The 23,372-nt window shown below is 33.3% G+C and carries 21 protein-coding genes and 1 pseudogene; 5 read left to right on the top strand and 17 right to left on the bottom strand.

Annotated elements, in window-relative coordinates:
- Window positions 1-125: 125 nt before the first annotated feature.
- The 17 genes from ABY285_RS04935 to ABY285_RS04855 form a co-directional block, all read right to left on the bottom strand.
- Complete coding sequence (locus ABY285_RS04935; RefSeq protein ID WP_372767627.1) at window positions 126-1,835, bottom strand: ice-binding family protein; 1,710 nt, start codon at window positions 1,833-1,835, stop codon at window positions 126-128.
- Between the two features lie 154 nt (window positions 1,836-1,989).
- A complete protein-coding gene (locus ABY285_RS04930; RefSeq protein WP_372767625.1) occupies window positions 1,990-2,205 on the bottom strand; it encodes a hypothetical protein in 216 nt (71 codons plus the stop codon).
- Window positions 2,206-2,324: 119 nt separating this feature from the next.
- A complete protein-coding gene (locus ABY285_RS04925; protein WP_372767623.1) occupies window positions 2,325-2,519 on the bottom strand; it encodes a hypothetical protein in 195 nt (64 codons plus the stop codon).
- 85 nt (window positions 2,520-2,604) lie between these two features.
- Complete coding sequence (locus tag ABY285_RS04920) at window positions 2,605-2,964, bottom strand: hypothetical protein (protein WP_372767621.1); 360 nt, start codon at window positions 2,962-2,964, stop codon at window positions 2,605-2,607.
- A gap of 145 nt (window positions 2,965-3,109) precedes the next feature.
- The gene (locus ABY285_RS04915) at window positions 3,110-3,613 is read right to left on the bottom strand and encodes an outer membrane beta-barrel protein (RefSeq protein ID WP_372767619.1); all 504 of its coding nucleotides are present in this window, start codon (window positions 3,611-3,613) and stop codon (window positions 3,110-3,112) included.
- Window positions 3,614-3,888: 275 nt separating this feature from the next.
- Window positions 3,889-4,323 carry a response regulator gene (locus ABY285_RS04910; protein WP_372767617.1) on the bottom strand — a complete coding sequence of 145 codons (435 nt, stop codon included), beginning with the start codon at window positions 4,321-4,323 and terminating at the stop codon, window positions 3,889-3,891.
- Complete coding sequence (locus ABY285_RS04905; RefSeq protein ID WP_372767615.1) at window positions 4,316-7,534, bottom strand: PAS domain S-box protein; 3,219 nt, start codon at window positions 7,532-7,534, stop codon at window positions 4,316-4,318. Before ABY285_RS04905 ends, ABY285_RS04910 begins: the two co-directional genes overlap by 8 nt.
- A 55-nt stretch (window positions 7,535-7,589) precedes the next feature.
- Window positions 7,590-8,153, bottom strand: a complete 564-nt coding sequence (locus ABY285_RS04900; protein ID WP_372767689.1) for a helix-turn-helix domain-containing protein — start codon at window positions 8,151-8,153, stop codon at window positions 7,590-7,592.
- A 538-nt stretch (window positions 8,154-8,691) separates the two neighbouring features.
- Complete coding sequence (locus tag ABY285_RS04895) at window positions 8,692-9,150, bottom strand: hypothetical protein (protein ID WP_372767613.1); 459 nt, start codon at window positions 9,148-9,150, stop codon at window positions 8,692-8,694.
- A 371-nt stretch (window positions 9,151-9,521) separates the two neighbouring features.
- The gene (locus ABY285_RS04890; RefSeq protein ID WP_372767611.1) at window positions 9,522-9,965 is read right to left on the bottom strand and encodes a hypothetical protein; all 444 of its coding nucleotides are present in this window, start codon (window positions 9,963-9,965) and stop codon (window positions 9,522-9,524) included.
- Window positions 9,966-10,123: 158 nt separating this feature from the next.
- Window positions 10,124-12,790 carry a cation-translocating P-type ATPase gene (locus ABY285_RS04885; protein WP_372767609.1) on the bottom strand — a complete coding sequence of 889 codons (2,667 nt, stop codon included), beginning with the start codon at window positions 12,788-12,790 and terminating at the stop codon, window positions 10,124-10,126.
- Window positions 12,791-12,915: 125 nt separating this feature from the next.
- Window positions 12,916-14,046, bottom strand: a complete 1,131-nt coding sequence (locus ABY285_RS04880; RefSeq protein WP_372767607.1) for a CapA family protein — start codon at window positions 14,044-14,046, stop codon at window positions 12,916-12,918.
- 266 nt (window positions 14,047-14,312) lie between these two features.
- Complete coding sequence (locus ABY285_RS04875) at window positions 14,313-14,747, bottom strand: hypothetical protein (protein ID WP_372767605.1); 435 nt, start codon at window positions 14,745-14,747, stop codon at window positions 14,313-14,315.
- Between the two features lie 9 nt (window positions 14,748-14,756).
- A complete protein-coding gene (locus ABY285_RS04870; RefSeq protein WP_372767603.1) occupies window positions 14,757-15,098 on the bottom strand; it encodes a hypothetical protein in 342 nt (113 codons plus the stop codon).
- Window positions 15,099-15,235: 137 nt separating this feature from the next.
- Window positions 15,236-15,589: a YtxH domain-containing protein gene (locus tag ABY285_RS04865; protein ID WP_372767601.1), complete on the bottom strand. Its 354-nt coding sequence runs from the start codon at window positions 15,587-15,589 to the stop codon at window positions 15,236-15,238.
- A gap of 104 nt (window positions 15,590-15,693) precedes the next feature.
- On the bottom strand, window positions 15,694-16,134 hold the full coding sequence (locus ABY285_RS04860) for an Hsp20/alpha crystallin family protein (protein WP_372767599.1): 441 nt from the start codon (window positions 16,132-16,134) through the stop codon (window positions 15,694-15,696).
- A gap of 614 nt (window positions 16,135-16,748) precedes the next feature.
- Window positions 16,749-18,905, bottom strand: coding sequence for a S9 family peptidase (locus ABY285_RS04855; protein WP_372767597.1), 2,157 nt, complete (start codon window positions 18,903-18,905; stop codon window positions 16,749-16,751).
- Window positions 18,906-19,344: 439 nt separating this feature from the next.
- On the opposite strand from ABY285_RS04855, the gene ABY285_RS04850 reads away from it, so the two are divergent.
- The 5 genes and pseudogenes from ABY285_RS04850 to ABY285_RS04830 form a co-directional block, all read left to right on the top strand.
- Complete coding sequence (locus ABY285_RS04850; protein WP_372767595.1) at window positions 19,345-20,055, top strand: hypothetical protein; 711 nt, start codon at window positions 19,345-19,347, stop codon at window positions 20,053-20,055.
- A 219-nt stretch (window positions 20,056-20,274) separates the two neighbouring features.
- A complete protein-coding gene (locus tag ABY285_RS04845) occupies window positions 20,275-20,835 on the top strand; it encodes a LemA family protein (RefSeq protein WP_372767593.1) in 561 nt (186 codons plus the stop codon).
- A gap of 3 nt (window positions 20,836-20,838) precedes the next feature.
- Complete coding sequence (locus ABY285_RS04840) at window positions 20,839-21,789, top strand: M48 family metallopeptidase (protein WP_372767591.1); 951 nt, start codon at window positions 20,839-20,841, stop codon at window positions 21,787-21,789.
- Between the two features lie 254 nt (window positions 21,790-22,043).
- Window positions 22,044-22,601 (top strand): C40 family peptidase, encoded by a 558-nt coding sequence (locus ABY285_RS04835; protein WP_372767589.1) that lies wholly within the window; start codon window positions 22,044-22,046, stop codon window positions 22,599-22,601.
- A gap of 325 nt (window positions 22,602-22,926) precedes the next feature.
- A pseudogene (locus ABY285_RS04830) lies at window positions 22,927-23,372 on the top strand (glycosidase); the annotation flags it as partial.

Genomic DNA, 23,372 nt, shown 5'->3' with positions numbered 1-23,372 from the left:
AGCAACAAATGAAAACGGAATTGTTTCAGATTGAAAACCGAAAATATTTAAAGAAAAATAACCCATAAAAAAGACAGTCTTTTCAGACTGCCTTTTTTATGGGTTATGGATATTTTATTAATTAATTAAGGATTTACAATAGTATTTGCGTCAAGAATAACAGCTGATTGCGCTAAAGCTCTTCCGTTAAATGATGCACCAGTTCTAAAAGTTATACCTGTTTGCGATAAAATAATTCCTTCAAAATGAGATGTTGCTCCAAAAGTAGCTTCACCGGCTACCTGCCAGAAAATATTTTTAGCTTGAGCGCCACCTTCTAAAGTAACTTTAACATTAGCACTCACACTTAGATCTCCTGAAATTTGGAAAATCCAAACATCATCTGCTCCACCAGAGATTGTAACATCAGTTGGAACTGTAACAGTACTACCCCAATTATAAAGTCCTGGAGTAAGGGTTTTTCCCCCAATATTTCCAGTTCCTAAATTAAGGAAATCAGGTGTAGGACGACCGGCTGCATCTGTGTAAGCAGCCATCATATCTTCTACAGCTGTTGTTAAATTAATTGGAGTAGGGTCGGCCATGTCTGCAGCATATACTTTTCCGGTAACTTGAGTCGATGTTGCATATCCTGTCCAATCCGTTAAAGAAAATCCTGTAATATAAGATGTAGCAGCTGGACTTAATCCCATATCTCCTGTAATAGCAGAAGCAGGAACAGTACTTATTGCCGTTTTAGCCAAAATCACATAATTAATTGATGATTTAAGATTTACTACTGCCTGATTTGCTGAGGCAACTACGGTTGTAAAACTCCATACTTTAGGAGCTGCAAGTGCATTTCCAGCTAAGTCTTTTGCACTGGTAGTTATTGTAGCAGTATATTGAGTTCCTGCAAGTAATGTGTTTTTTGGTGTAAATTTCGCTGTTGTTCCTGTATACGAAACTGTTCCTTGTACGTCAGTTGTTCCTATTTTTAATGTAAAAGTTAAGGCGTTAATCGTTGATGCGTCCATTTCCTTATTGAAAGACGCTGAAATTAATGCATTACGCATAACATTGACATCACCATTAAGTGGAGATACTGATATCACAGCAGGCCCTTCTTCAGTGGTAAAACTCCATTCCTTGTTAGTTGCAAGTGCATTGCCGGCTAAATCTTTTGCTCCATTAGTTAATAGCGCAGTGTAAACAGTACCGGGAGCCATTGCATCAGTTGGGGTAAAAGTTGCTGTAGTTCCGGAATAAGCTATTGTACCTTCAACTGCGGTGGTGCCTTTTTTTAAGGTAAATGTTGAATTGTTTATGGTTGAGGTATTCATTGGCTCACTAAAATCTACTGCAATTAATTTATTTTGTGTAACATTGATTTCATTGTTATTTGGATATGTCGATACTATTAGAGGTAAAGCAGTATCAAGTACTTCAACTGTTGTAAAACCAAAAGTATAGTTTTCGTTCAAACGGCCGCCTTTAAGATCTCTGGCTCCAGTAGTAATTGTAGCTGTATAAGGAGTGTTTTGAGCAAGGCTCTGTGCGGGTTTAAAAGTTGCTGTTGTACCTGTATACGAGACTGTTCCAACAACTTCATTTTCACCTTGCATTAAGGTAAATGTTGAAGCGTTAATTGTTGAAGGAGTCATTTTTTTGCTGAATGTGGCAGTAACTGTTGTGTTAAGTGCTACATCGGTGGCATTATTTGCCGGGTCGGAAAGTGTTACTGTTGGTGAAAGGCTTGATGAAAGGCTTATATCGTTGTTGTCATCATCTGAACAACCAGCCAGTAAAACAACCGATGCAAGTGCGAGGGTTGATAAAATAGTTTTTAATTTCATAATTAATTGTTTTTATTATTGTGAGGAATTAATATAAAACAAAGTTATGTTCATTAATTTGGTAGCGTGTTACACAACTTTAAATATAAGTTACACAATTCACACATTTTATTAATTTAAACAGAATTAAATTCAAAAAAATAAATTTTTTATTCTATTTTTTTCTATTAGTCGCAACAATTACAATTCCCCCAACCAATAAAATTGCACCAACAATTGGTGACCATTGCACTGGGTGATTTTCTTCCACACTCATGTGCATCGGACCTATGTCAATTACGTTTTCGTTGGTAACATAATTGAATCCGGTATAAATAATCATCAATATTCCTATTGCGGCAATTACGATTCCTAAATTTTTTGTATTCATAATAAAGTTGTTTAATGTTTTTTATTGAATGATTTATTTTTTTAGCTATAAAAATTTATCACTTAGTTGGTTTTTAATATTGGCTGTAAAAAATAGCATTGATAATTGGAAACAGCTATTTATGATTCGTCTTTCGTTGTACGTATAAGGCTAATGCCTGCAGTAAAAAACACGATACCTAATATGCCAAAAACAACCAGTGTTTTAATAGCGTAATTGCTATTGGAGCTATTTACAAATAATATGGCAGTATAAATTAAACCACCAATTCCGAGAGCGGTAAGTAATGCCCCAAAGATTCTTTTTAAGTTCATTTTTTTTTAGTTTAAAGGTTTATTAATAAAGAAACTATTGTTTTTTTAATATAATAATTCATATTGAGTTTTCCTGTTAACACATTTATAATTCTTTTTCCCGACACAGTAAATGCTTCGACCACCATTTTTCTAAAAACTCAATTACTTCTTTTGGGTTTGGCGGATTTGTACTCAATAAGTCAACATTATAAGTTGCAACTGTTAAAATATAATTTCTTTGAGAATTTTTGACTTCTTTAAATTCAAGTGAAAAATTCGTCAGATACTCATCTTCCTTCTTAAAATAAATTAAACCGAAGTCTGTCATTTTTGAAAGTATTCTGGCAAATTCCTGTCTGCCTTTTTTATATCTATTAAGTTCAAACAAATCATTCAAAATCTCAGTTAATTTTTTATGTTCATAGTTTAAATCCATGTTGTCGGTTGTTTCCCGTTTCCCCATTTTTTTTGATTGTCCATAGTGTTGAAATTTTATTTTTTTGTCGAATCTTATTTTATGTCATTAAGGATTTCGTTAAATAAAAAACATTGATTTCTAAGTTATTTTACGAACTTAAAAATCAATGTAAATGTCATTTAATTAAGTTCTATAATTTAAAAGTAAGTCCAAATTTCCCACCATTAAAGGCATTTCCGCCTCCAAATTCAAGATTTAAACCAATGCTGTTTGATAAATAATATCTAAAGCCTAATTGAGCACCAATACCTAATCCGGAATTATGCTTACCATCATAAAGATCAGGAGAGTTCCATACAATGAATCCAATATTTGGACCAATATAAAAATCCCACTCGTTAGACATGTTTAATGCAGTATTAAAATGGTAGTTTAAATTTCCTGAAAAACCCATAATATTATGCTTATAATTAGAATCATTGTTCCATTTTTCATCATAAGAACGGTAAGAAAACTCAGCTCCAAGTGTTAAATCTCTGCTAATTCCGTGGTCAAATCCTATGTAAACGGGAGTACCCCAATTTGAAAATCCAAGACCAACATTAAGTTGATTTTGACCTACACCTAATGGGTTTTGACTGAAACCTACTGCTGAAACAAATGCTAAAGCAATTACTAAAATTAATTTTTTCATGTTTTTTAAATTTTTAAATTTTCCCGCTTTTTAATTGCCCTTACCAATTAACCTAAGGGTTATCAGAGTTGTATAACCAAGCAAGCCGTTTTTTTTAGTGGGTTCTGATCTCCACCTTTTTTATAATGTGGTTGTATTTTAGATTTTTTCTAACGAATAATCATTCATATAACCACACTGTAAAGATGGAATTTTTCAGGAAGGGATGTGTTACATAATTTTAACAATAAGTTATATTATTCACACATTTAAGGGGGGTATTTCTTGGCGGAAAATTACATTCTTTCCATATACCAATTTAATTGTTTCTCCATTTTATTGAATTTTAAAACGGCAGTGATAATTTTTTTCAGGCGCATGAAAGCGGTTTCGCTTTTTACCACATAATCTGCAGCTTTCAGATGCATACAGTTTATCGCCACTTCAATTTTATCTTGTGAAGACAGCATTATAACAGGAATATCAGGATTAAAAGCTTTTATTTTAGCCAATGTTTCTAACCCGTTCATGGCACCTTTTTCAATAACATCAAGTTGGTAATCTAAAATAATTACATCCGGTTTGTGTGATAAATTTGCGATGCAAAGTTCACCTGTTGCATAAGTTTCAATGTCAAAATCGGCATTCTCCATAAAATCAATTTCCAATGATTTTAGGAATAAAGCATCATCATCAACCAGAAAAAGTTTTATTTTATTGTTGTTATTCATTGTTAGTATTTTTAAATGTGTTAAGCTCTTCCATTAATTCTTCACATGCCTGAGTGCAAACATTTTCAAGTTGAAAAACCAACTCTGACATGTCTTCTGTTTCTTGTTGCGTGCTGGCATATTCCTGAACTTTTTTTGCCATGTTTTCAAAATCAGTGTGTATTCCCATTATTGAAAATGAAGGGATCATTTTATGGACTGCGGCTTGTAATGATACCCAATCCTTATTTAACAAACCTTGTTTCATTGCAATTATTAAAGGTGGCGTTTGTTTCAGATAAAGTGAAATCATTTCCATCATCAGCACTCGATTGGATTTGGTGCGGGTATTTAAATAATTTAAGTTAGTGCATTTAATTTTTACAGCTTTATCAAGAACACTTACATCAGGTTCAATAACATTTACATCAGGTGCAATATCATGGTTGTTATTCTTTATGAACCCTACCATTTTACTGTACAACAGTCTTTCGTCAACAGGTTTTGCAATGTAATCATTCATTCCAACCGACTTGCATTTATCCAAATCAACAGTGGTAACATCTGCCGTTAAAGCGATGATTGGAATATTGGAATTCATCATATTTCGAATGTGATCAGTTGCTTCAAATCCATTCATTTCCGGCATCTGCAAGTCCATCAAAATAAGATCGTACGAATTCGTTTGCATTTTTTCAATGGCTATTTTTCCGTTACTGGCAATATCGCATTCAAATCCAAAATCATCCAATAGTGTTCTCATTAGTAATTGATTGAGTGGAATATCTTCGACCACCAATACTTTTATGCCTGTTATTTCTTTATCATATTCCACCAATTCGATTTCTACTGGAGCATCAGCTTTTGTTTTCTGAAAACTTAATATGAAGCTAAAAGTTGAGCCTTCATCAATTTTGCTGGTTACATTAATGACTCCGCCTTGTGGCTCTACCAATTGTTTAACAATGGCAAGGCCCAATCCGGTTCCTCCGTACAAACGTGATGTGCCGCTTGAGGCCTGCTGAAAATTTTCAAAAATGGAATTTATTTTAGTTTCTGGTATTCCAATTCCGGTATCAGAAACTGAAAATTCGACGGTTGCTTTATGTTCATCTTCATCAAGTAATTTGACTCCGACAGTAATTTTTCCTTTTGCGGTAAACTTAACGGCATTACTTACCAAATTTAAAATGATTTGGTGTAATCGCACCGGATCTCCAACCAGTACATCAGGGATTTTATTGTCGTATTCTTTTACCAGTTTTAAATTTTTTTCCTGAATTTTGGTTTCAAATAAATGAAGCATGGCTGATATAGACAAAGACATTCTGAATGGTATTTGTTCAAATGTCATTTTTCCTGCATCTACTTTTGCAATATCAAGTATGTCATTTATAAGTACTATTAATGCATCGCCACTTATTTTTATGGCTTTTAAATATTCCTTTTGTTTTGCTGTCAAATTGGTTTTTAATACCACTTTCGTAAATCCGATAATCGCATTCATAGGGGTGCGAATCTCGTGACTCATGTTTGACAAAAATTGTTGTTTGGCCTTTACGGCATTTTCAGCAATTTTCGTCGCTTTTTCGGCATTCATCTTTGCCTCTTCAGCAATTGATGTAGCCAACTCTGCAAATATCATGGCTTCGGTGAGTTCTTTAGCCGTTCTTTTTTGTTCAGTAACATCCCGGGCAACAATCACTACGCCATCTACATTTCCATCTTCGTCCTTATAAATGGAACCATTGAATAATACATCGGTGAGCTTACCATTTCTATGGCGAAGCGTAAGCGGAAAATCGGCAACAGATCCTTTTGCGAATACCTCCTGGTAAACGCCACGCGCTTTTTGTGGTTCAGTAAAATAATCCAAAAAGTCGGTATCTGTAAGTTCTTCTCTCGTTAGTCCTGTTATATTTGTTAAAGCCTCGTTCATGTCGGTGATCTTGCCAGCAGCACTTATGGTAACCAACGGGTCAAGACTGGCCTCAATAAGACTCAAAGAATATTGAGAATCTAATTTAATATCAATGTTAGATGCTTCAAGTTCTTTATTGGCAAGTTCCTGTTTTATTTTTTGAATGGTTTGATAAGCAAGTTCTTCATTGGCAATAACTAACTCAGCTGCCCTTTTTTCTTTAACGTCTGTTTGAAAGATAAGTTCTTCGTTTGCAATTATTAACTCAGCTTCTCGTTTTTCTTTTTCTTTGTTTAGTAAAGCGAGTTCTTTGTTGGCAATAATAAGTTCAGCAGCCCGTTTTTCTTTTACTTCATTTTGATAAGCAAGTTCTTCATTGGCAATAACCAGTTCAGCAGCCCGTTTTTCTTTTTCTTCGTTTTGAAAGGCCAATTCTTTGTTGGCAATACTTAATTCTTCTGCCCGTTTTTCTTTCTCGATGTTTTGAAAGGCGAGTTCTTCGTTAGCAATGAACAACTCAGCAGCCCGTTTTTCTTTCTCGACGTTTTGAAAGGCAAGTTCCTTGTTGGCTTTTCTCAAATTTATTGCCCATTTTTGAAAGGTAACATCACGTGCTGCTGCAAAAACGCCAAGAACCTTACCTTTGTCATCTTTATAAACAGAAGCGTTATAAGACACATCTGTTAATGTCCCGTTTTTATGTCTTATCGTTAAAGGATAATCAGTTACAAAACCTTTTTTAAAAACCTTAAGATAGCCTTCTTGTGCTTTTTTGGGATCGGTAAAATAATTGGAGAAGTCAGTGTTTATAAGTTTTTTTCGTGGAATACCTGTTACTTTTATTGTAGCTTTGTTAACGTCTGTAATTTTTCCTTCTGCACTGATAGTAACCTGTGGATCTAAACTGGCTTCAATTAAACTACGGGCATATTGTGAAGATTGTTTTTGTTCTGTAATATCACGCGCTGCCGCAAAAACGCCGAGTACGTTTCCTTTTTTATCTTTATAAACGGAAGCATTGTATAATACATCTGTTAAAGACCCATTTTTATGTTTTATCGTTAACGGATAGTCAGCCACAAAACCTTTTTCAAAAACCTTAAGATAGCCTTCTTGTGCTTTTTGGGGCTCTGTAAAATAATTGGAGAAGTCAGTGTTTATAAGTTTTTCTCTTGGAATACCTGTAGCTTTAATCGATGCCTCATTGACGTCAGTTATCTTTCCCTCGGCACTGATAGTAACCAATGGATCTAAACTGGCTTCAATTAAGCTTCTTGCGTATTGAGAATTATTTTTTTTTACTTCTTCCATTTATTTTTTAATATCCTTAAAAAAAGTGATTAACTTTATTTGTGTTTTGTATATTTTATTGAGTGTCGAGAGGCTGATTTCCAATTTCTTCAATCGGACTCCTTCTTTTCTCTTTCATTTGTTTAAAATGGGAAGGAGAGAGCCCCGTAACTTTTTTAAATTGATTGGATAAATGTGCAACACTGCTGTAGTTCATTTTCCATGCAATTTCCGTAATATTTAATTCACCATAAATAATCAATTCTTTTATGCGCTCAACTTTGTGCTGAATGATAAATTGTTCAATAGTGGTTCCCTGTACTTCTGAAAATAGATTTGCCAGATAGGTATAATCATGATTTAATTTTTCACTCAAATAATCGGAGAAATTTATCTTGATTTCTTCTTTCGAATGATGAACCATCTCAATAATTACATTTTTTATCTTTTCAATCAGCATCGATCTTTTGTCATCCATCAACTCGAGTCCGGAGTTGAATAACGTCAATTTTAGCTCATTTCGCTGCGCTTCGTTAATATTTTCCATAATATCGACTTCCCCTAAATCAACAAGGATAAAATGTACTCCCAGCTTTTTTAAGGCATCTTTTACAACCATTTTGCAACGGTTACTCACCATGTATTTTATGTATAATTTCAAATTTCAAATATTTTTTACAATGTACGATAAACGCCGCATTAATATCTTCAAATGTTTTTATAAGTAAAAATATTTTTTTTTCATACTTATAATTCAATTTTTCTTCGGAAAAAATAAAAGAACTTTGTCTTTAAATTGTTATGTCCAGAATGTTTTTAACATACTTAAAACAGGTGTATTTTCACCTGTTCTATAATTGTTAACGACATTTAACAACTCATATTATTTTTTTAAATAAGAGACGTTGACGCTTATTATCAAGGGATTTTCATTTAAATAAACGCCTTCATCTCTCTCTATATTGCAAATAATCAAAAATTTATCAAAATTGCAATTAATACAGGGGTTTTATGCCTTTGGGTTGATCGTATTTTATGGAAAAACTTTATTTTTATTTATCATGAAGTCTTTGCCATCACTTATGTGCATTGTACTATTATCATCTCTTAATTTATAGGATTCTTTGGGGTTTTAAGAATCCTACTTTCAATACTGCCTTTGCAAATTGCACCGGCTACTATTTTTTATTTCCGTGACCTTTAGATTTTCCTTTTGATTTGTGGTTCCCATTTGATTTATGGTTTCCATTATTCGGCCTGTTGCCTATGTTTTTTTGAGGTTTTCCGCGATATCCTTTTGCATATTTAACTTTATGCTGTTTATAATAAGTATAAGGAGCATTCCCACGATAATCTGTTATTACTACTTTATAGCCATTGTACAAATCGTAATTTCTATATTGTTTTGGAAGATGACCTCGACGAACCCAGGTATTTCCTGAATAATAAATAAAATTAGACGATTGAACGTCATAATAGGCTTCAACATCCGGTAAGTAGTAATATCGTACGTCTGAATGACCTGAAGGTCCCCATTGTGGCGGTGTACCAACGTTTAAATTCACTGAAATTTGTGCCTGCATTCCGCCTGCGAAAAACAAAGCGATTCCGATTATTGTATATTTTAAAGCTTTCATATTGTTGTGTTTTAAATTAGTTTCTCTTACAAAAAAGAAATATCACAAAGTTGAGCACTTTAAAACGGAATTGTGTTACATAACTTTAGCTAAAAGTTGTATAATTCACACATTTATGTTGGTTGTTGGTTGTTGGTATTTTGAGATGAACTTCCCTGATTAGTGTTCACCAGTTTTAAACACCCCTAGCCCCTCTGAAGAGGGAAATTTAATTTGTTTAAACTTTCTCCTTTATACTTTTTCAATCCAAAAGATTGCTTCATTTCCCAACGCGCCAGCTGGTATCTGCGCGCCATTTCGCCCATAGCTATCGCTATGTCTCTTAAAATGTCTACCGGACATTTTCTTTGCGTTCCGTCCCCCTTTGGGGGTTAGGGGGCGTTTTTTCGCTCATCCTTCATCATTGCTCCAAGCCAATCACAAATTTGAATGTTATTTGTGATGTTGCCATTTTTAACTTTAAAAATAAGTAAAGAATGATCTTTGCATTCAACAGTCAATCCGCAAGTAACGGCGTGGGTATATCCACCGCTTACAACAGATGATTTGTTGTTAAGGTCGGTTAAATCTTCCTGAATGGTATAAGCAAATGCGATATAGTTCCCTTCAGGTATTTTTTTAAATTTAAACGCTTTTTGATTTTCTTTGATGTCCAAAGTATATATTTTTCCGGTTTCCTTGTTTTTTAAATAAACGTCCATTGCCGGTATATATTCAGAAGGATAACATACGGTTCCTTTAACAGTTCCCGTTGTACTGCTGCAACCTGTTAGTAAAATTGCAGATAAAAATAAAAGTGTAGCTAAATTTATCATGGTTGAGATACTGAGTATTGAATTTATTAATTTTTTATGCAATATATCAATTATTTGAGATTAACCAGCGTATGAAAATTTATTTATTATTCAAATCAAATTTTAAATTGCTTAAAAATTTTAGCCGAAGTAATTCAGCATAATAAACAGTTTAATTATTAAACAGTGCTGCCAATTCTTTTAAAAATTTGAGTGAGTAACAAGGAGCCAAATCCGAATAAAATGATCAAACCAAATTTATCTAAGGATAAAGAAACCAATGAAAGTGCCTGGGCAACTGGTGGAATAAAATAAGCTATTCCCGTGATAAAAATACACAGTGCAATAGCATACCAAACCCAAGGATTTAAGGTCACTTCATTTTTAAAGAACGATAAATGGCCTTTTGGCATATTGAAAACATTGATCAATTGGGCAAAAATTAAGGTAAAAAAAGCCATATTGTTAATTTCATTTGGAGCCAATTTTAGCGCGAAGTGAGCATAAGCTGTTATGCCAAGAACGGCTGCGGTAATGCATAATCCGTAAATAATGGTGGCCTTCCATAATTTGGGTGTCATAATAGGCTCATTGGATTTTCTTGGCGGTTTGTTCATAATGTCAATTTCTCCTTTGCCAAGCCCTAAAGCCAACGCAGGGAAAATATCTGTAATAAGATTCAGAAATAATATTTGCAAGGGTAAAAGTGGTGAAGGTAATGCTAACAATGCGGCAATTCCGACCGAAATTATTTCGGCCAAATTACTTGATAAAAGATATACCACAAACTGTCGAATATTTTCAAAAATCGCCCTGCCTTGCCTTATTGCCAATTCTATAGAGGTAAATTTATCATCTTTAAGAATAACATCGGCCGTTTCTCTTGCGGCTTCAGTTCCTCGAATTCCCATAGCAATGCCAATATCCGCTTTTTTAAGTGCCGGAACATCATTTATACCATCTCCAATCATTCCCACGATATTGTTGTTTTGTTGAAAAAGGGCAATCAGTTCTAATTTTTGTTTTGGGGTAACCCTTGCAAAAATAACTCCATTTAGGAGTTTGTTTTTGGCGGTTTCGCTCAAATTTCCCATATCAGGAATTTGTTTTCCCGCCATCACTTTGTCATTTGGAGCATCAATTTCCAACAAACCAATTTCCTGCGCTATTTTTTTAGCGGTTCCCGGATGATCGCCTGTCATCATCACCACGCGAATTCCAGCATTTTTATAAGTGGTGATTGTTGCTTTAACATCTTCTCTTGCAGGATCAATAAAACCAGCCAAACCTATAAAAGTGAGTTGTTGCAGAAAGGTTTCATATTCGGGATTTTTTTTTGATTCTTTATAGGCAAAAGCCAATACCCGCAATCCTTGAAAAGCCAATTCTTCAACTTTTTGATACCATTGTGCTTTGTTTTCGAAGTTTTCTGTTTTGCCATTTTTTATGATCGTATTACAGCATTCAACAATACTTTCAAAAGCGCCTTTTGCATAGACATTAAATGTTTTCTGATGTTGATTTGCCGTAGCCATCATTTTACGATCGGCATCAAAGGCAACTTCCATTTTTTCCGGATTATTTTTTCGGACAGAAGTAAGATCATAACCCGCAAAGAAAGCGAATTCTGCCAATGCCAAATCTATGGAATCACCATGTTTGTCTGTTGTTGTGTAGATGGCGTCATTGCAAAGAATGCCTGTCATTATCATTTTATCAAAAGCTTTCAGTTTTTTTAATGAATTTAATGTTTCTTTATTTTTAAGATTTACATTTTGAAAAGATGCTTCTTCAAAAACGATGACATGGACCTTCATTTCATCTTCTGTAAGCGTCCCTGTTTTATCTGTGCAAATAATATTTGTGGCGCCCAACGTGTGAACGGCTTCCAGTTTTTTAATGATTACCTTTTTTTTAGACAATTTAATCATTCCTTGCGCCAACGCAATGGTTGCCACAATCGGTAATCCTTCAGGTATTGATGCCACGGCAAGTGCAATGCCTGTTTCTAGCATTAAGACTAAATTTATGCCCCTGATATAGCCAACGATAATAATTAATACAGCAAGTGAAAGCGTTAGCCATATTAGCCATCTGCTTAAGGCATTTAATTTTTTTTCAAGTGGTGTCAATTCCGTGTCAACTTCCATTCCCATTTGCTGAATTTTACCCAATTCAGTTTGAATTCCAGTAGCCGTAACAATGACTTTCGCTTTTCCACGGGTGGCTATAGTTCCCTTAAAAACCATGTTATTTTGTCCAATTATGGAAGTGTTTAGTGGTAAAGTGTCCGTTTTTTTTTCTACTTGAGCGCTTTCGCCTGTTAAAGCAGCTTCTTTCACAGTAAAATTTTCTCCTGAGATTAAACGGGCATCGGCTGAAATTACATCACCGGCTTCTAAAATTATCATATCTCCGGGAACCAATAAGGAAGCCTTTACGCGCTCTATATTGCCGTCACGCAACACTTGAGTGACTGCTTGGCCCATTTTGCGAAGCGTTTCTAAAGAATGCAATGCTTGCAATTCCATAAAAAATCCTATGGAAACGGTTATTAAAATAACTATAATTATGGCAAAACCTTCAGGCCAATCTTTAAAAAAAAATGATAATAATGCGGCTCCGACTAAAATATAGATGATGGTATTAAGAAATTGTTCCGCAAATATGCGCCATTTTGATTTTGGTTTTTTTAGCGGTATTTCATTTTTTCCGAATTTAGCAAGGCGTTCTTTAGTTTGTATTTTTTTCAAACCAAATTCTTCATCGCTATTTAACTCATTCACAACATTTTTTGAGGTAAGCGCATGTGGATTTTTAACGATGTTAATGTTTGGTGAATCCATACAAATTGTAATAAAATCAACGTTAATTAAGAAGACTAAAGTATGACCAAAACACTGGCGCTGAAATGATTTTGGTCAGTTTGAAGTTTTAAAGCAGTTTTTGATTTTTAATCTCTTTATGGATTTTACTTCCATTTTAAATCCATTGAACGGTCTTCATTCAATGCAACTTGAGTTCCAAATTGACTTCCTTCTCTGTTTAAAACTTCTTTCAGCCATAAAGCATCAGATTTAGAAGCATTGTGAAGCCTAAAATTTTTAGTCTCCATAGGGAATATTTTCATTGAAATAAGTTCACCATTTTTCTGATTCACTTTCGGAAAGTACATGAGGCTAAGTTCTCCCCGATATTGCTCTTGACCGCTAATACCTTCGTAATCGTTAATAAAGTCACCGGCACCATAAATGATAAGTTTGTTGTGATACACCTCAATGCCCATGGGATGGTGGGAAGAATGTCCGTGAATGATATCAACCTCGGCTTTATCAATAATTTCGTGGGCCAACTTTTGATGTTTCAAAGGAATATCATATCCCCAATTTCCTCCCCAATGAATGGAAAGTAATACAACATCTCCCTTCTGTTTTATTTTAGAAATTTCATTCTTTATTAATTCAATAGCAGTTTCATTGGTTTCAGGAAGTATATTTATACCCGGTAAATTTTCTTGCGCCGACCAGGATTTAGGAATTCCGCTGCTTGTAGCTCCGTAAGCCAGCACAATTACTTTCCCCTTAACTAAAGGCAAACTGGCAGGAGTGGCAGCTTCAGTGTCATTTATTCCCGCTCCGACAAATAAAATGCCCGATTTTTTAAGGGTATTTATTGTTTCCGTCAATCCGGGACGTTCCCAGTCTAAAGTATGGTTGTTGGCCAGCGAACAAAAGTTGATTCCGGCTGAGGCAAGCACGTCCACATTTTTTGGATGCATTCGATAATTAATTCCTTTCCCGGCCCAAGGCTTATTGTTTGTGGTTACACTTGTTTCAAGATTGATGATTTTTGCCGAAGGCGCCATTTTTTTCCAAATTTTCATGGCATCTCCCCAAATATAGCTGAAAGAAACAGGCTTTGGAATTGTTCCATTTTTGTTTTCTGCCAAATGCACATAATCTCTTGCATCTTTTACATATGATTCGTAAAGGTTCGGAGTAACCGAATAGGGCAGAATCTGGTCAATTCCCCTTCCAAGCATAACATCCCCGCAAAGAAATAACTTAACTGAGTTTATTTTCGATTCATGATGTTGATTCATAGGTAAATAAGTTGCTTTTCTTATGAATAGAAAGAAAAGAATGAAAAAAAGAAGAAATAAATGCCAATGTGTTGTTCTCATTATTAATAAAATCCAATTGGTATTAATTTTCCTTTTCAATGTAATAGGCATATGGTTTTTAAAAATATAATGATTCATATAGGAAATAGATGCGTCGGAAGTTTAGGCAGCCCATTAAACATGAATATTTTTTTTATCAGATCAGAAACAGTAAAGTGAAAAAAATATTAGGTTGATTATTTTTGTTAATAAATGGTTTCTAGATCCATAAATTCATTATCAACTTCTTTGTGAACATCTTTATCAGACTTCTTGGTGATGGAATTCAAAATGAAAGTAGCTATGGCTGATACAACTTCAGGATTTTTGGCTACCAGATTTTCAACACTAATCATTAAAGCGCTGCCGATAAATTTTTTAAACGGAACTCTTACAACACTCTGAAATAATATTTTTGAGAGATAACCAAATCCCAATCCCACTGAAGTGTTTACCAAATTGTCTTTCATATTTTGAGGCGTTAATGATTCTTTAAATATATTTTTGATCATATTTATTGGTTGCACGCTCTCATAGGTCATGTGAGATATCTCTTTCAACAATTTTTCTTCTTCAGCCTTTTTAAACTCCAGTAGTTTTATGGCATCTTCAAGATCGGATATTGATTGTATTTTTCCCATAATATAATATTATTGAAGTATTTGTTTAATAATTGAGTTGGCAACTGGTTTTTTAATCCATTTATGAAGATAGAAATACAACACAATCCCAACTACAAGGTAAAATGCTGCCATTATAAAAAAACCGTAATACAACTTGCCTAACAAATCACCTAACAACAGTGCAATTCCTATACTCAAAATAAGTATAAACGCGGAAATTATAAAAATAACAATTAGTCTTGATAATAATGAAGGCGCTATTAGAGCCGTTGTTTTCAATAATTTGAGCTTTGTAAGCTCATAAGTCGTTATCCCGTATTCTTCAATTTTCTCTAATAATAGTTCAATTAAACTTTTGGGAGTTTCCATTTTTTTTATTTTTAGGTTTTAGGATGGCATTCGTGCTATGGGAGTTAAATTCAAGAATTAGGGAAAATATACGTTGTATTTTCCCTAATTGTAAAATGCCTTTTCTTAGCTTATTTTGAGTTTATGAGGAGGTTGGCCTAAGCGTCAACTCCTTCTCCATATTTAGCCTTTTTTTTCATTTTTTCAGCTTCTTCCTTGGCTTTTTCGGTCACTTTTGCAGCCTCATGCTTGGCTTTTTCAGTCAATTCTTCAGCTTTAAGTTTGGCCTTTTCAGCCATGTCAGCGGCTTTTTCCTTTAGGTCTTCATATTTTTCAGTGATGCTTTCAACAAAATCTTCATATTTATCCTCTAGTTCATCGGTAAACTCTTCGCTTTTTTTAGCAATTTTTCTCCGTGTTTTGGAACCTTTATCCGGTGCAAATAAGATTCCGAAGATAGCGCCAATGGCAGCACCTGCTATAACTCCCAACAATGCATTTTCTGTTTTCATAATTTTATATTTTTATTCAAATTCATCTTAATTTAACGGGTATCTCATATCCCGGACTTTATTTTTGGGGAAATAAAGTCCGGAATATTAACAAGAAATTTCTTTTATGAAATTTCTATTTTTTTAGGTTTTTGTTTTTGAGCCTCTTCTTTTTTTGCAAGACTAAATTTCAAGATTCCATTTTCATATTTGGCTTTAATCTTTTCATCAATTACAGTTTCAGGAAGCTGTAATGATTTTTCAAAAGAGTTGTAGCTAAACTCTTTTCGAGTAAAGTTTTCGTCTTTTTTTTCTTTTGATTCAGATTTTTTTGCCATAATATTCAAACAGCCATCAGCGATGTTAACTTCAAAATCTTTTTTGTCGAATCCGGGAGCTGCAAGCTCAATTTCAAATTCGTTCTTTTTTTCTTTGATGTTTAAAGCTGGTTCGTCCATTTTTTTTAGCCATGATTTATCATTCAATAAATTACCGGCGTCAAAATCCAACAAATCTGATGTGAACAGATTTTCCCATGGTCTTTTTCTAAATTTTACTAGTGTCATGATATTATATTTAAGTTAAACATTATTTCTGTCTCAAATTTAAAATCAAAATAATGATTATAAAATGATTTCCCTCAAGTTGAGCATAATTAGCCTTTAACAATTAAAAAAAGATAAACAACATAAATACAGGCACTTATAAATAAAAATGTATTTTAATATTCAATTTTGTAATCAAAATTTTATGATAAAAATCAATTTTCATCTGTAGAAACAGAAAATATTTTTTTGAAGCGAAGAATAATAACGTGTTATAAATGAAAAAGGTTAAAACTAATTTTTTTGTCTTAGTGATTTTTCTTTTATGAGTATCTGGAGTATTAACCAAAAATATTGGAGCAACCGGAGGAGAAGTAAGACATTCAGAAATAGGGAAAGATTCTAATTTGATTCGGATCAATAAAACAAATCCCTAATAATTGAAATTCAATTGTTAGGGATTTGTTTGCTGAGGAAGAGAATTTTAAGCAATTTCTATCTCAAAGATTTACATTCAAAATTTATATAAAATCTAATCAAAACATAATGTGTTATTATATATTGAGAATTCAACTCAAAATAATAAAATAGAAGAACTTTAAAAAATCACCAAATTACCTGTCTCATTTTTAGGTTTATTCTTTTATTTTTTCCAGATCAAATAAAAAGGCATAGAATAATGCAGTTCGTTTGTACTTCTCAAAACGTCCGGAAGCACCCCCATGACCAGTCTCCATATTGCAATCCATGATAAGAAGATTGTTATCTGTTTTCATAGCCCGAAGTTTTGCAACCCATTTTGCAGGCTCCCAATATTGAACTTGACTATCCCAGTAACCAGTTGTTATTAACATATTTGGATACTCTTTTGCTTCAACATTGTCATAAGGCGAATATGATTTCATATACTCATAATATTCTTTGTCTTTTGGATTTCCCCATTCATCAAACTCAAAAGTAGTCAATGGAATAGTTTCATCTAACATCGTTGATATAACATCAACAAACGGAACTGCTGCAATTACGCCATTCCACAATGTTGGTTTCATATTTACGACAGCTCCCATTAGCAATCCACCAGCACTTCCACCTAAGGCATATAAATGTTTGCTGCTGGTAAAACCTTCATTTACTAAAAACTCACCTGAATCAATAAAATCTGTAAAGGTGTTTTTCTTTTTTAATAATTTTCCATTCTCATACCAAGCTCTTCCCATTTCCTGACCGCCTCGTATGTGAGCAATTGCATACACAAAACCTCTATTTAGTAAACTTAATCTGCCTGAATCAAAAGTAGGTTCAGTACTGCTGCCATAGGAGCCATAAGAATAGAGTAATAAAGGAGTTTCGGCACTTTTTTTAACACCTTTTTTGTAGACTAGCGATATCGGAATTTTTGTGCCATCTTTTGCAGTAGCGTACAAACGTTCTGAAGTATAATTATCAGATGAAAAACTAGCCTCTAAAACTTCATCTTGTTTAAGTAACACCTGTTCTTTCGTTCCCATGTTGTACTCATACGTGCTATTTGGAGTTGTTAGCGATGAATAATTATAACGTAAAACATGAGTGTCAAAATCTAAATTATAGCTTGTATAAGCCAAATAAGCAGGGTCGTTAAACTTAATATAATGCTCATCACCATCCCATTTCATAATACGAATTGTTCTTAAACCGTTCAATCTTTCGCCGAGGACTAAAAAATCTTTAAAAAGATCAAAATTTTGTAAGAAAACACTTTCTCTATGAGGTACTACATCTGTCCAATTTTCTTTGGAAGTTGCGTTAACAGGTGTTTTTACTAAACGAAAATTTTTAGCATTTAAATTGGTTCGAATATAAAAAGAGTCACCATAATGATCAGGCTGATATTCTAAACCTCTTTCTCTTGGTTGAATAATTTTCCAATCTCCGTTAGGTGTATTGGCATCTAAATATTGAAATTCCGTAGAAAGTGTTTGGGAACTTACAATCATTAAATATGCTCTGGATTTTGACTTAAAAACACCGCAACTAAAAGTTTCATCCTTTTCTTCATAAACAAGTACATCTTTAGATTGGTCTGTACCTAATAAATGTTTATAAATTTTATTGGTTCGAAGTGTTTCAGGGTCTTTAGTGGTATAAAAAACGGTTTTGTTATCGTTTGCCCAGGCAGCACTACCACTTGTATTACTTAATTTATCGGTTAATATTTCTCCCGATTCTAAATTCTTAAAGTAAATGGTATATCTTCGTCTGGAAACAGTGTCAATACTATAAGCCAGTAAGTTGTTATTTTGGCTAATTGATTGACTTCCAATGCCGAAATAAGAATATCCTTTAGCCATTTCTGGGCCATTCAACATCATTTCTTCTTTGCCATCTCCTTCAATTTTTTTTCTGCAATACAATGCATAATCCCCACCTTCTTCAAAACGTGTGTAATAGGAATATCCATTGTCATTTACAGGTACAGACTCATCATCTTTTTTTATTCGACCTGTAATTTCATCATATAATTTTTTTTGAAGTGCTTCAGTATGACCCATTACTTTATTTAAATAAGCATTCTCTGCATTCAAATAATCTAATACATCCTGGGTTTGTTGATCTGGAGTTTCAGCGTTTTTTTGTTCATCACTTAAACGCATCCAAAAATAATCGTCAATTCGGGGGTCTTCGTGGATAGTTAATTTTTTTGGAATTTTTTTGGCAACGGGAGCATCAACTAAAAGATGCGCTGGTTTTTCTTCTTTACATGAAGTGAAAATTAAAAATAGGGCTACAATAAAATAAAAGGTTTTTTTCATGACTGTTATTTGATTAATAAAATAATGGATATCACATTTTAGAAAACTTAAATTAATGGGTTAGAATGACATTTATTATTTCGGTTGTTTTAACGAAGTTAATGAATATATTTAAAATAGGATTAAAACGTTATTTGGTCTTGAAGTCTGTTATAAATTTAAAAAAAAATTTTGTCTTAATGATTTTTCTTTTATGAGTATCTGGAGTATTAGTGAAAAATGTTGGAGTAACCGGAGGAGAAGTAAGACATGCTGAAATAGGAAAAGATTCTAATTTGATTCGGATTAATATAGAAGAAGATGATTAGTGAAGTTTCATAATATGCTATAAAGTCTATAATTTGACTGTAAATTGTCGAGGTTTCGTGGTACTTAAAATTCGGATAAATTAATTTAAAAAGACTTGTATTTTAGATTAGTTCTTCATAAAATTGCAACTATGGATGAAAAATCATTGAAGATATATAAGTCGCTTTTCTATTTGAATTTAGATTCGTTGAAGACTTTAATTCAGCAGGAAAGTGATTTAAACTTAACTTTTCCAATACCTGAAAAGATTGATTATTCAGAATTCTCTGTGAAACTTACTGTTTTTGATATTTTAAGAATGGAAATTGATATTTGGGCGCGGGTTAATACTCATGAAGATTTGAAATTAATTACTGGTTTTTTACCTGAAAATATTTATAAAAGAGCTTTGGAATGCAAGAAATATTTAGATACTAAATTTCCTAATTTCAATGCTGATTTTGAGTATGTCAAACATCGGGATTTGATGTTGGATTTTTATGCCGATAAAAATTATATTGATAAAGAAACTTTTAACGATTTTATAAATAAAGGATTTCAAAGCATAGATTTAGAATTGGTAAATGCGGCAATAGCAAGGGATGAAGCTTTGGTTATTGATTTATTAAAAAGCGGTGCCAATCCAACGATTAATATATCTAATGGTGATTCTACGATTAGTTTATTGGACTATTTGGAAATTATGGAAGCCTCCTCTTTTATAGAGTATAATAGGCATTTAATGGATAATTTTAACGAATACGAGTATGGTGATGTGTTTGAAAGTTTGTCTGATTTATATACTGCTTCAGGCAATTCTAAAATATTATTACTCATTGGGTTTTATAAAACGAACAATTAAATAACCATTAACTTTTAACTAAACTTTTGCATTTTTTTATTGTCCAACTTTCAAATGATAAACAATTCAAAACTAACAATTTAGCTAATCGAAATTTGTATTTTTTTAATCTATAATTTACTATAAATCAGCATTTTAGGCCCTAAAATACTTGGGCTCTGTTAAATAAATTTTTATAGTTACATTTGACAATTATTAACCAAACAAAAAATCAACATTATGGTAATATACATTATATTAGGAATTATTGCAGTATTGGCCATCTGGCTGGTAGCTATTTACAACGGTCTGGTAAGTTTCAGAAACAACAGAGAAAACGCTTTTGCCGATATTGATGTGCAATTAAAACAACGTCATGATCTGATTCCGCAACTTCTTGGCGCAGTTAAAGGCTATATGGAACATGAAAGAGGCACTTTGGAAGCAGTAACCAATGCAAGACAAAAAGCCATTTCAGCAACAGGAATCAATGAAAAGATTGGTGCTGAACAAGAATTGGGTGCTGCATTGCAAGGATTGAGTATTCAGGTTGAAGCCTATCCTGATTTAAAAGCAAGTCAGAATTTTATCCAGTTACAAAATGAGATTTCAGATATTGAAAACAAATTGGCTGCCGTAAGACGTTACTTCAATGCGGCAACTAAAGAGCTTAACATTGCTGTTCAAAAATTTCCAAATAACATTTTTGCAAGTATGTTTGGTTTTAAATCTGAACCAATGTTTGACTTAGGTGTTGCAGGAAGAGAAAAAATGGACGTAGCTCCTGAGGTTAAATTTTAAGCTGTGGCATTTGTTGGAATTCAAACTCAAATAAAAAGAAACAACAGAAAATCTGTTCTTCTATTAATTGCATTTCCATTATTGGTTTTGGCGGCGGTATTTGCCGTGGTTTATTTTACCACCTATGACCAATATGGAAATCCGAGCCCCAAGTTGGCAACCGAGATGTTTATTCAGGCTGTTCCATTTGTTACCACTATAGTTTTGGTATGGTTTCTTATTGCCTATTTTGCCCATGGAAAAATGATAGCCATGGCAACTGGGGCAAAACCACTGGAACGCAAAGAAAATATGCAGGTTTACAATTTGGTGGAAAACCTGTGCATGAGCGTGGGGATGAAAATGCCTGGGATAAATATTATAGAGAGTGATGCTTTAAATGCTTTTGCCAGTGGTCTGAAAGAAAAAGATTTCACGGTTACATTAACTCGAGGTATTATTGAAAAGCTCGATGATAATGAGTTGGAAGGTGTTATCGCTCACGAGTTGATGCATATTCGGAATAGAGATGTGCGGCTATTGGTAGTGACCATTGTTTTTGTCGGAATTTTTTCTTTAGTGGTTCAAATTGCGTTTCGCAGTTTTTTATACGGTGGAATGGGCGGCCGAAGAAACAATAAAGATTCCGGAAAATTAATGATTGTAATTTTGGCGGTTTCTTTGGTCGCTTATTTAATATCGATGCTTTTTAAATTTTCTTTAAGCCGAAAAAGAGAGTACATGGCCGACAGTGGTGCTGCTGAAATGACAAGAAAACCTTGGGCGTTAGCTTCCGCTTTGCGAAAAATATCTGGTAATCATCATGTTGATAAGGTGAAAAGTGAAGAAGTACAACAAATGTTTATTGAAAACACCCCGCAAGACACTTCAGCAAATTTATTTGGCGGCTTAAAAGGATTATTTTCAACCCATCCGCCTATAGCAAAACGAATTCAGTTTCTGGAGCAGTTTTAGATTTTTTATTTTTATGGTTTTAATTTGTATAGGTGTATTTTTCTCAAAAACAAAACTGGCGTTCCTTTTGGTCCAAAACCAAGACCTCTTGTAGTAGTTGTGGTTTCATATCACTTCAAATCATCTTAATTTAGCTAAATTTGCAAAGCGTAAGATTGGCGGCAAAAAATACCCTTACTTATTGAATTATGGTATACAGGACACCTCTACACAGATTTTATATATCTTAAGTTTACTAATTTAGTTTTTTTAATATGACCTCTAAAAAGATATATCTCTCCAAAATTGCAATACTTATTGGATTATCGGCAATTGTTTTGATAAGCACAATCACCTACTTTTCATCTAGAGGTGTTAAAAAATTACCTGAAAGAGATGAAGCTATTGTCAAGGTTGCGCCGATAGAACCAATTAAAAATAATGCTTCCCTAGAGGACAACATTGTGAGTTATGGTATTGAATTATTAGGCACACCTTATGTTGGAGGAGGAAGCAACATGGATGGATTTGACTGTTCTGGTTTTGTTTACTTTGTTTTTAAGCATTTTAAAATACAGGTACCACGCAGCTCTTCTCAATTTAAGAATTTTGGGAAAGAAATCCCGATTGACAGCGTAAGAAAGGGGGATATTTTGGTTTTTTTGAGCCCTACCAGAAATGTTATAGGCCATTTGGGTATCGTTACAAATCCAAAAGGAAAAGAAAGTGATTTTATTCATGCATCCTCAGGCAGAGAAATGAAAGTAATTATTACAAGTCTAAAAAATAAGGGCTATACTCGCAGATTTATAAAAGCAGTACGTGTCTTATAAATTTTATGATGTTAAGAAATCACAAATAAATGTTAAGGTTAAAAAAATAATCTTAAAAAATGGTTAAATTTGTCTTATGCAGACAATCTTGTTAGCTACATTTTAGAACTACAACCTACTTACATCTTAGTTTACTACAACATTGCCCATACAGAATGATTTTTATTTCTTTTTTAGAAAATAGTTACAAGGCAATATATTGAGTTATAGATGTTTTGACTAATAAAAAACACATCATTTTTTTTGCGTATGGTTTTTTTGTGTTTTTTTATTTTTATTTTTATTTTTTTTTACTCTATTTTTATAATTCATAAAATTGAAAAACATGAATACAATAAAAAACAATTTTCTAAAATTAGCACTTTGCTTACTTACAACTGTTGTATCTGCTCAGGTTGATAAAGTCTCTGTTGTAAAAAATGATAATGGAATGAAATTGGTTGTTGATGGAAAGGACTTCATGATAAATGGTATGAACTGGGATTATATTCCTATTGGAACCAATACAGTGAATGCTAATTTTTGGAAACAGTCAGATGATTTTATTAAAGCTGGACTAGATTCAGAAATGTCACTTCTAAAGAACATGGGTGTTAATGTGATACGTCAATATACGGGTGTCCCGTCAAGATGGATTCAGTATATCTATGAAAACTATGGTATTTACACGATGCTTAATGATCCTTTTGGTCGCTATGGTTTAACTTTAGATGGTGTTTGGGTTCCTGTTACTGATTACTCTGAACCTCGTACACAAGAGTTTCTCTTATC

This window comes from Lutibacter sp., from assembly GCF_041555395.1.
Lineage (GTDB): Bacteria > Bacteroidota > Bacteroidia > Flavobacteriales > Flavobacteriaceae > Lutibacter.
Note: the sequence above shows the minus strand (reverse complement) of the source record. Positions and strands in the feature narration are given on the sequence as shown.

Coding starts and splice junctions, on each gene's coding strand:
- ABY285_RS04935 (WP_372767627.1), bottom strand. CDS start 1,835: ATGAAATTAAAAACTATTTTATCAACCCTCGCACTTGCATCGGTTGTT.
- ABY285_RS04930 (WP_372767625.1), bottom strand. CDS start 2,205: ATGAATACAAAAAATTTAGGAATCGTAATTGCCGCAATAGGAATATTG.
- ABY285_RS04925 (WP_372767623.1), bottom strand. CDS start 2,519: ATGAACTTAAAAAGAATCTTTGGGGCATTACTTACCGCTCTCGGAATT.
- ABY285_RS04920 (WP_372767621.1), bottom strand. CDS start 2,964: ATGGGGAAACGGGAAACAACCGACAACATGGATTTAAACTATGAACAT.
- ABY285_RS04915 (WP_372767619.1), bottom strand. CDS start 3,613: ATGAAAAAATTAATTTTAGTAATTGCTTTAGCATTTGTTTCAGCAGTA.
- ABY285_RS04910 (WP_372767617.1), bottom strand. CDS start 4,323: ATGAATAACAACAATAAAATAAAACTTTTTCTGGTTGATGATGATGCT.
- ABY285_RS04905 (WP_372767615.1), bottom strand. CDS start 7,534: ATGGAAGAAGTAAAAAAAAATAATTCTCAATACGCAAGAAGCTTAATT.
- ABY285_RS04900 (WP_372767689.1), bottom strand. CDS start 8,153: ATGGTGAGTAACCGTTGCAAAATGGTTGTAAAAGATGCCTTAAAAAAG.
- ABY285_RS04895 (WP_372767613.1), bottom strand. CDS start 9,150: ATGAAAGCTTTAAAATATACAATAATCGGAATCGCTTTGTTTTTCGCA.
- ABY285_RS04890 (WP_372767611.1), bottom strand. CDS start 9,965: ATGATAAATTTAGCTACACTTTTATTTTTATCTGCAATTTTACTAACA.
- ABY285_RS04885 (WP_372767609.1), bottom strand. CDS start 12,790: ATGGATTCACCAAACATTAACATCGTTAAAAATCCACATGCGCTTACC.
- ABY285_RS04880 (WP_372767607.1), bottom strand. CDS start 14,046: ATGAATCAACATCATGAATCGAAAATAAACTCAGTTAAGTTATTTCTT.
- ABY285_RS04875 (WP_372767605.1), bottom strand. CDS start 14,747: ATGGGAAAAATACAATCAATATCCGATCTTGAAGATGCCATAAAACTA.
- ABY285_RS04870 (WP_372767603.1), bottom strand. CDS start 15,098: ATGGAAACTCCCAAAAGTTTAATTGAACTATTATTAGAGAAAATTGAA.
- ABY285_RS04865 (WP_372767601.1), bottom strand. CDS start 15,589: ATGAAAACAGAAAATGCATTGTTGGGAGTTATAGCAGGTGCTGCCATT.
- ABY285_RS04860 (WP_372767599.1), bottom strand. CDS start 16,134: ATGACACTAGTAAAATTTAGAAAAAGACCATGGGAAAATCTGTTCACA.
- ABY285_RS04855 (WP_372767597.1), bottom strand. CDS start 18,905: ATGAAAAAAACCTTTTATTTTATTGTAGCCCTATTTTTAATTTTCACT.
- ABY285_RS04850 (WP_372767595.1), top strand. CDS start 19,345: ATGGATGAAAAATCATTGAAGATATATAAGTCGCTTTTCTATTTGAAT.
- ABY285_RS04845 (WP_372767593.1), top strand. CDS start 20,275: ATGGTAATATACATTATATTAGGAATTATTGCAGTATTGGCCATCTGG.
- ABY285_RS04835 (WP_372767589.1), top strand. CDS start 22,044: ATGACCTCTAAAAAGATATATCTCTCCAAAATTGCAATACTTATTGGA.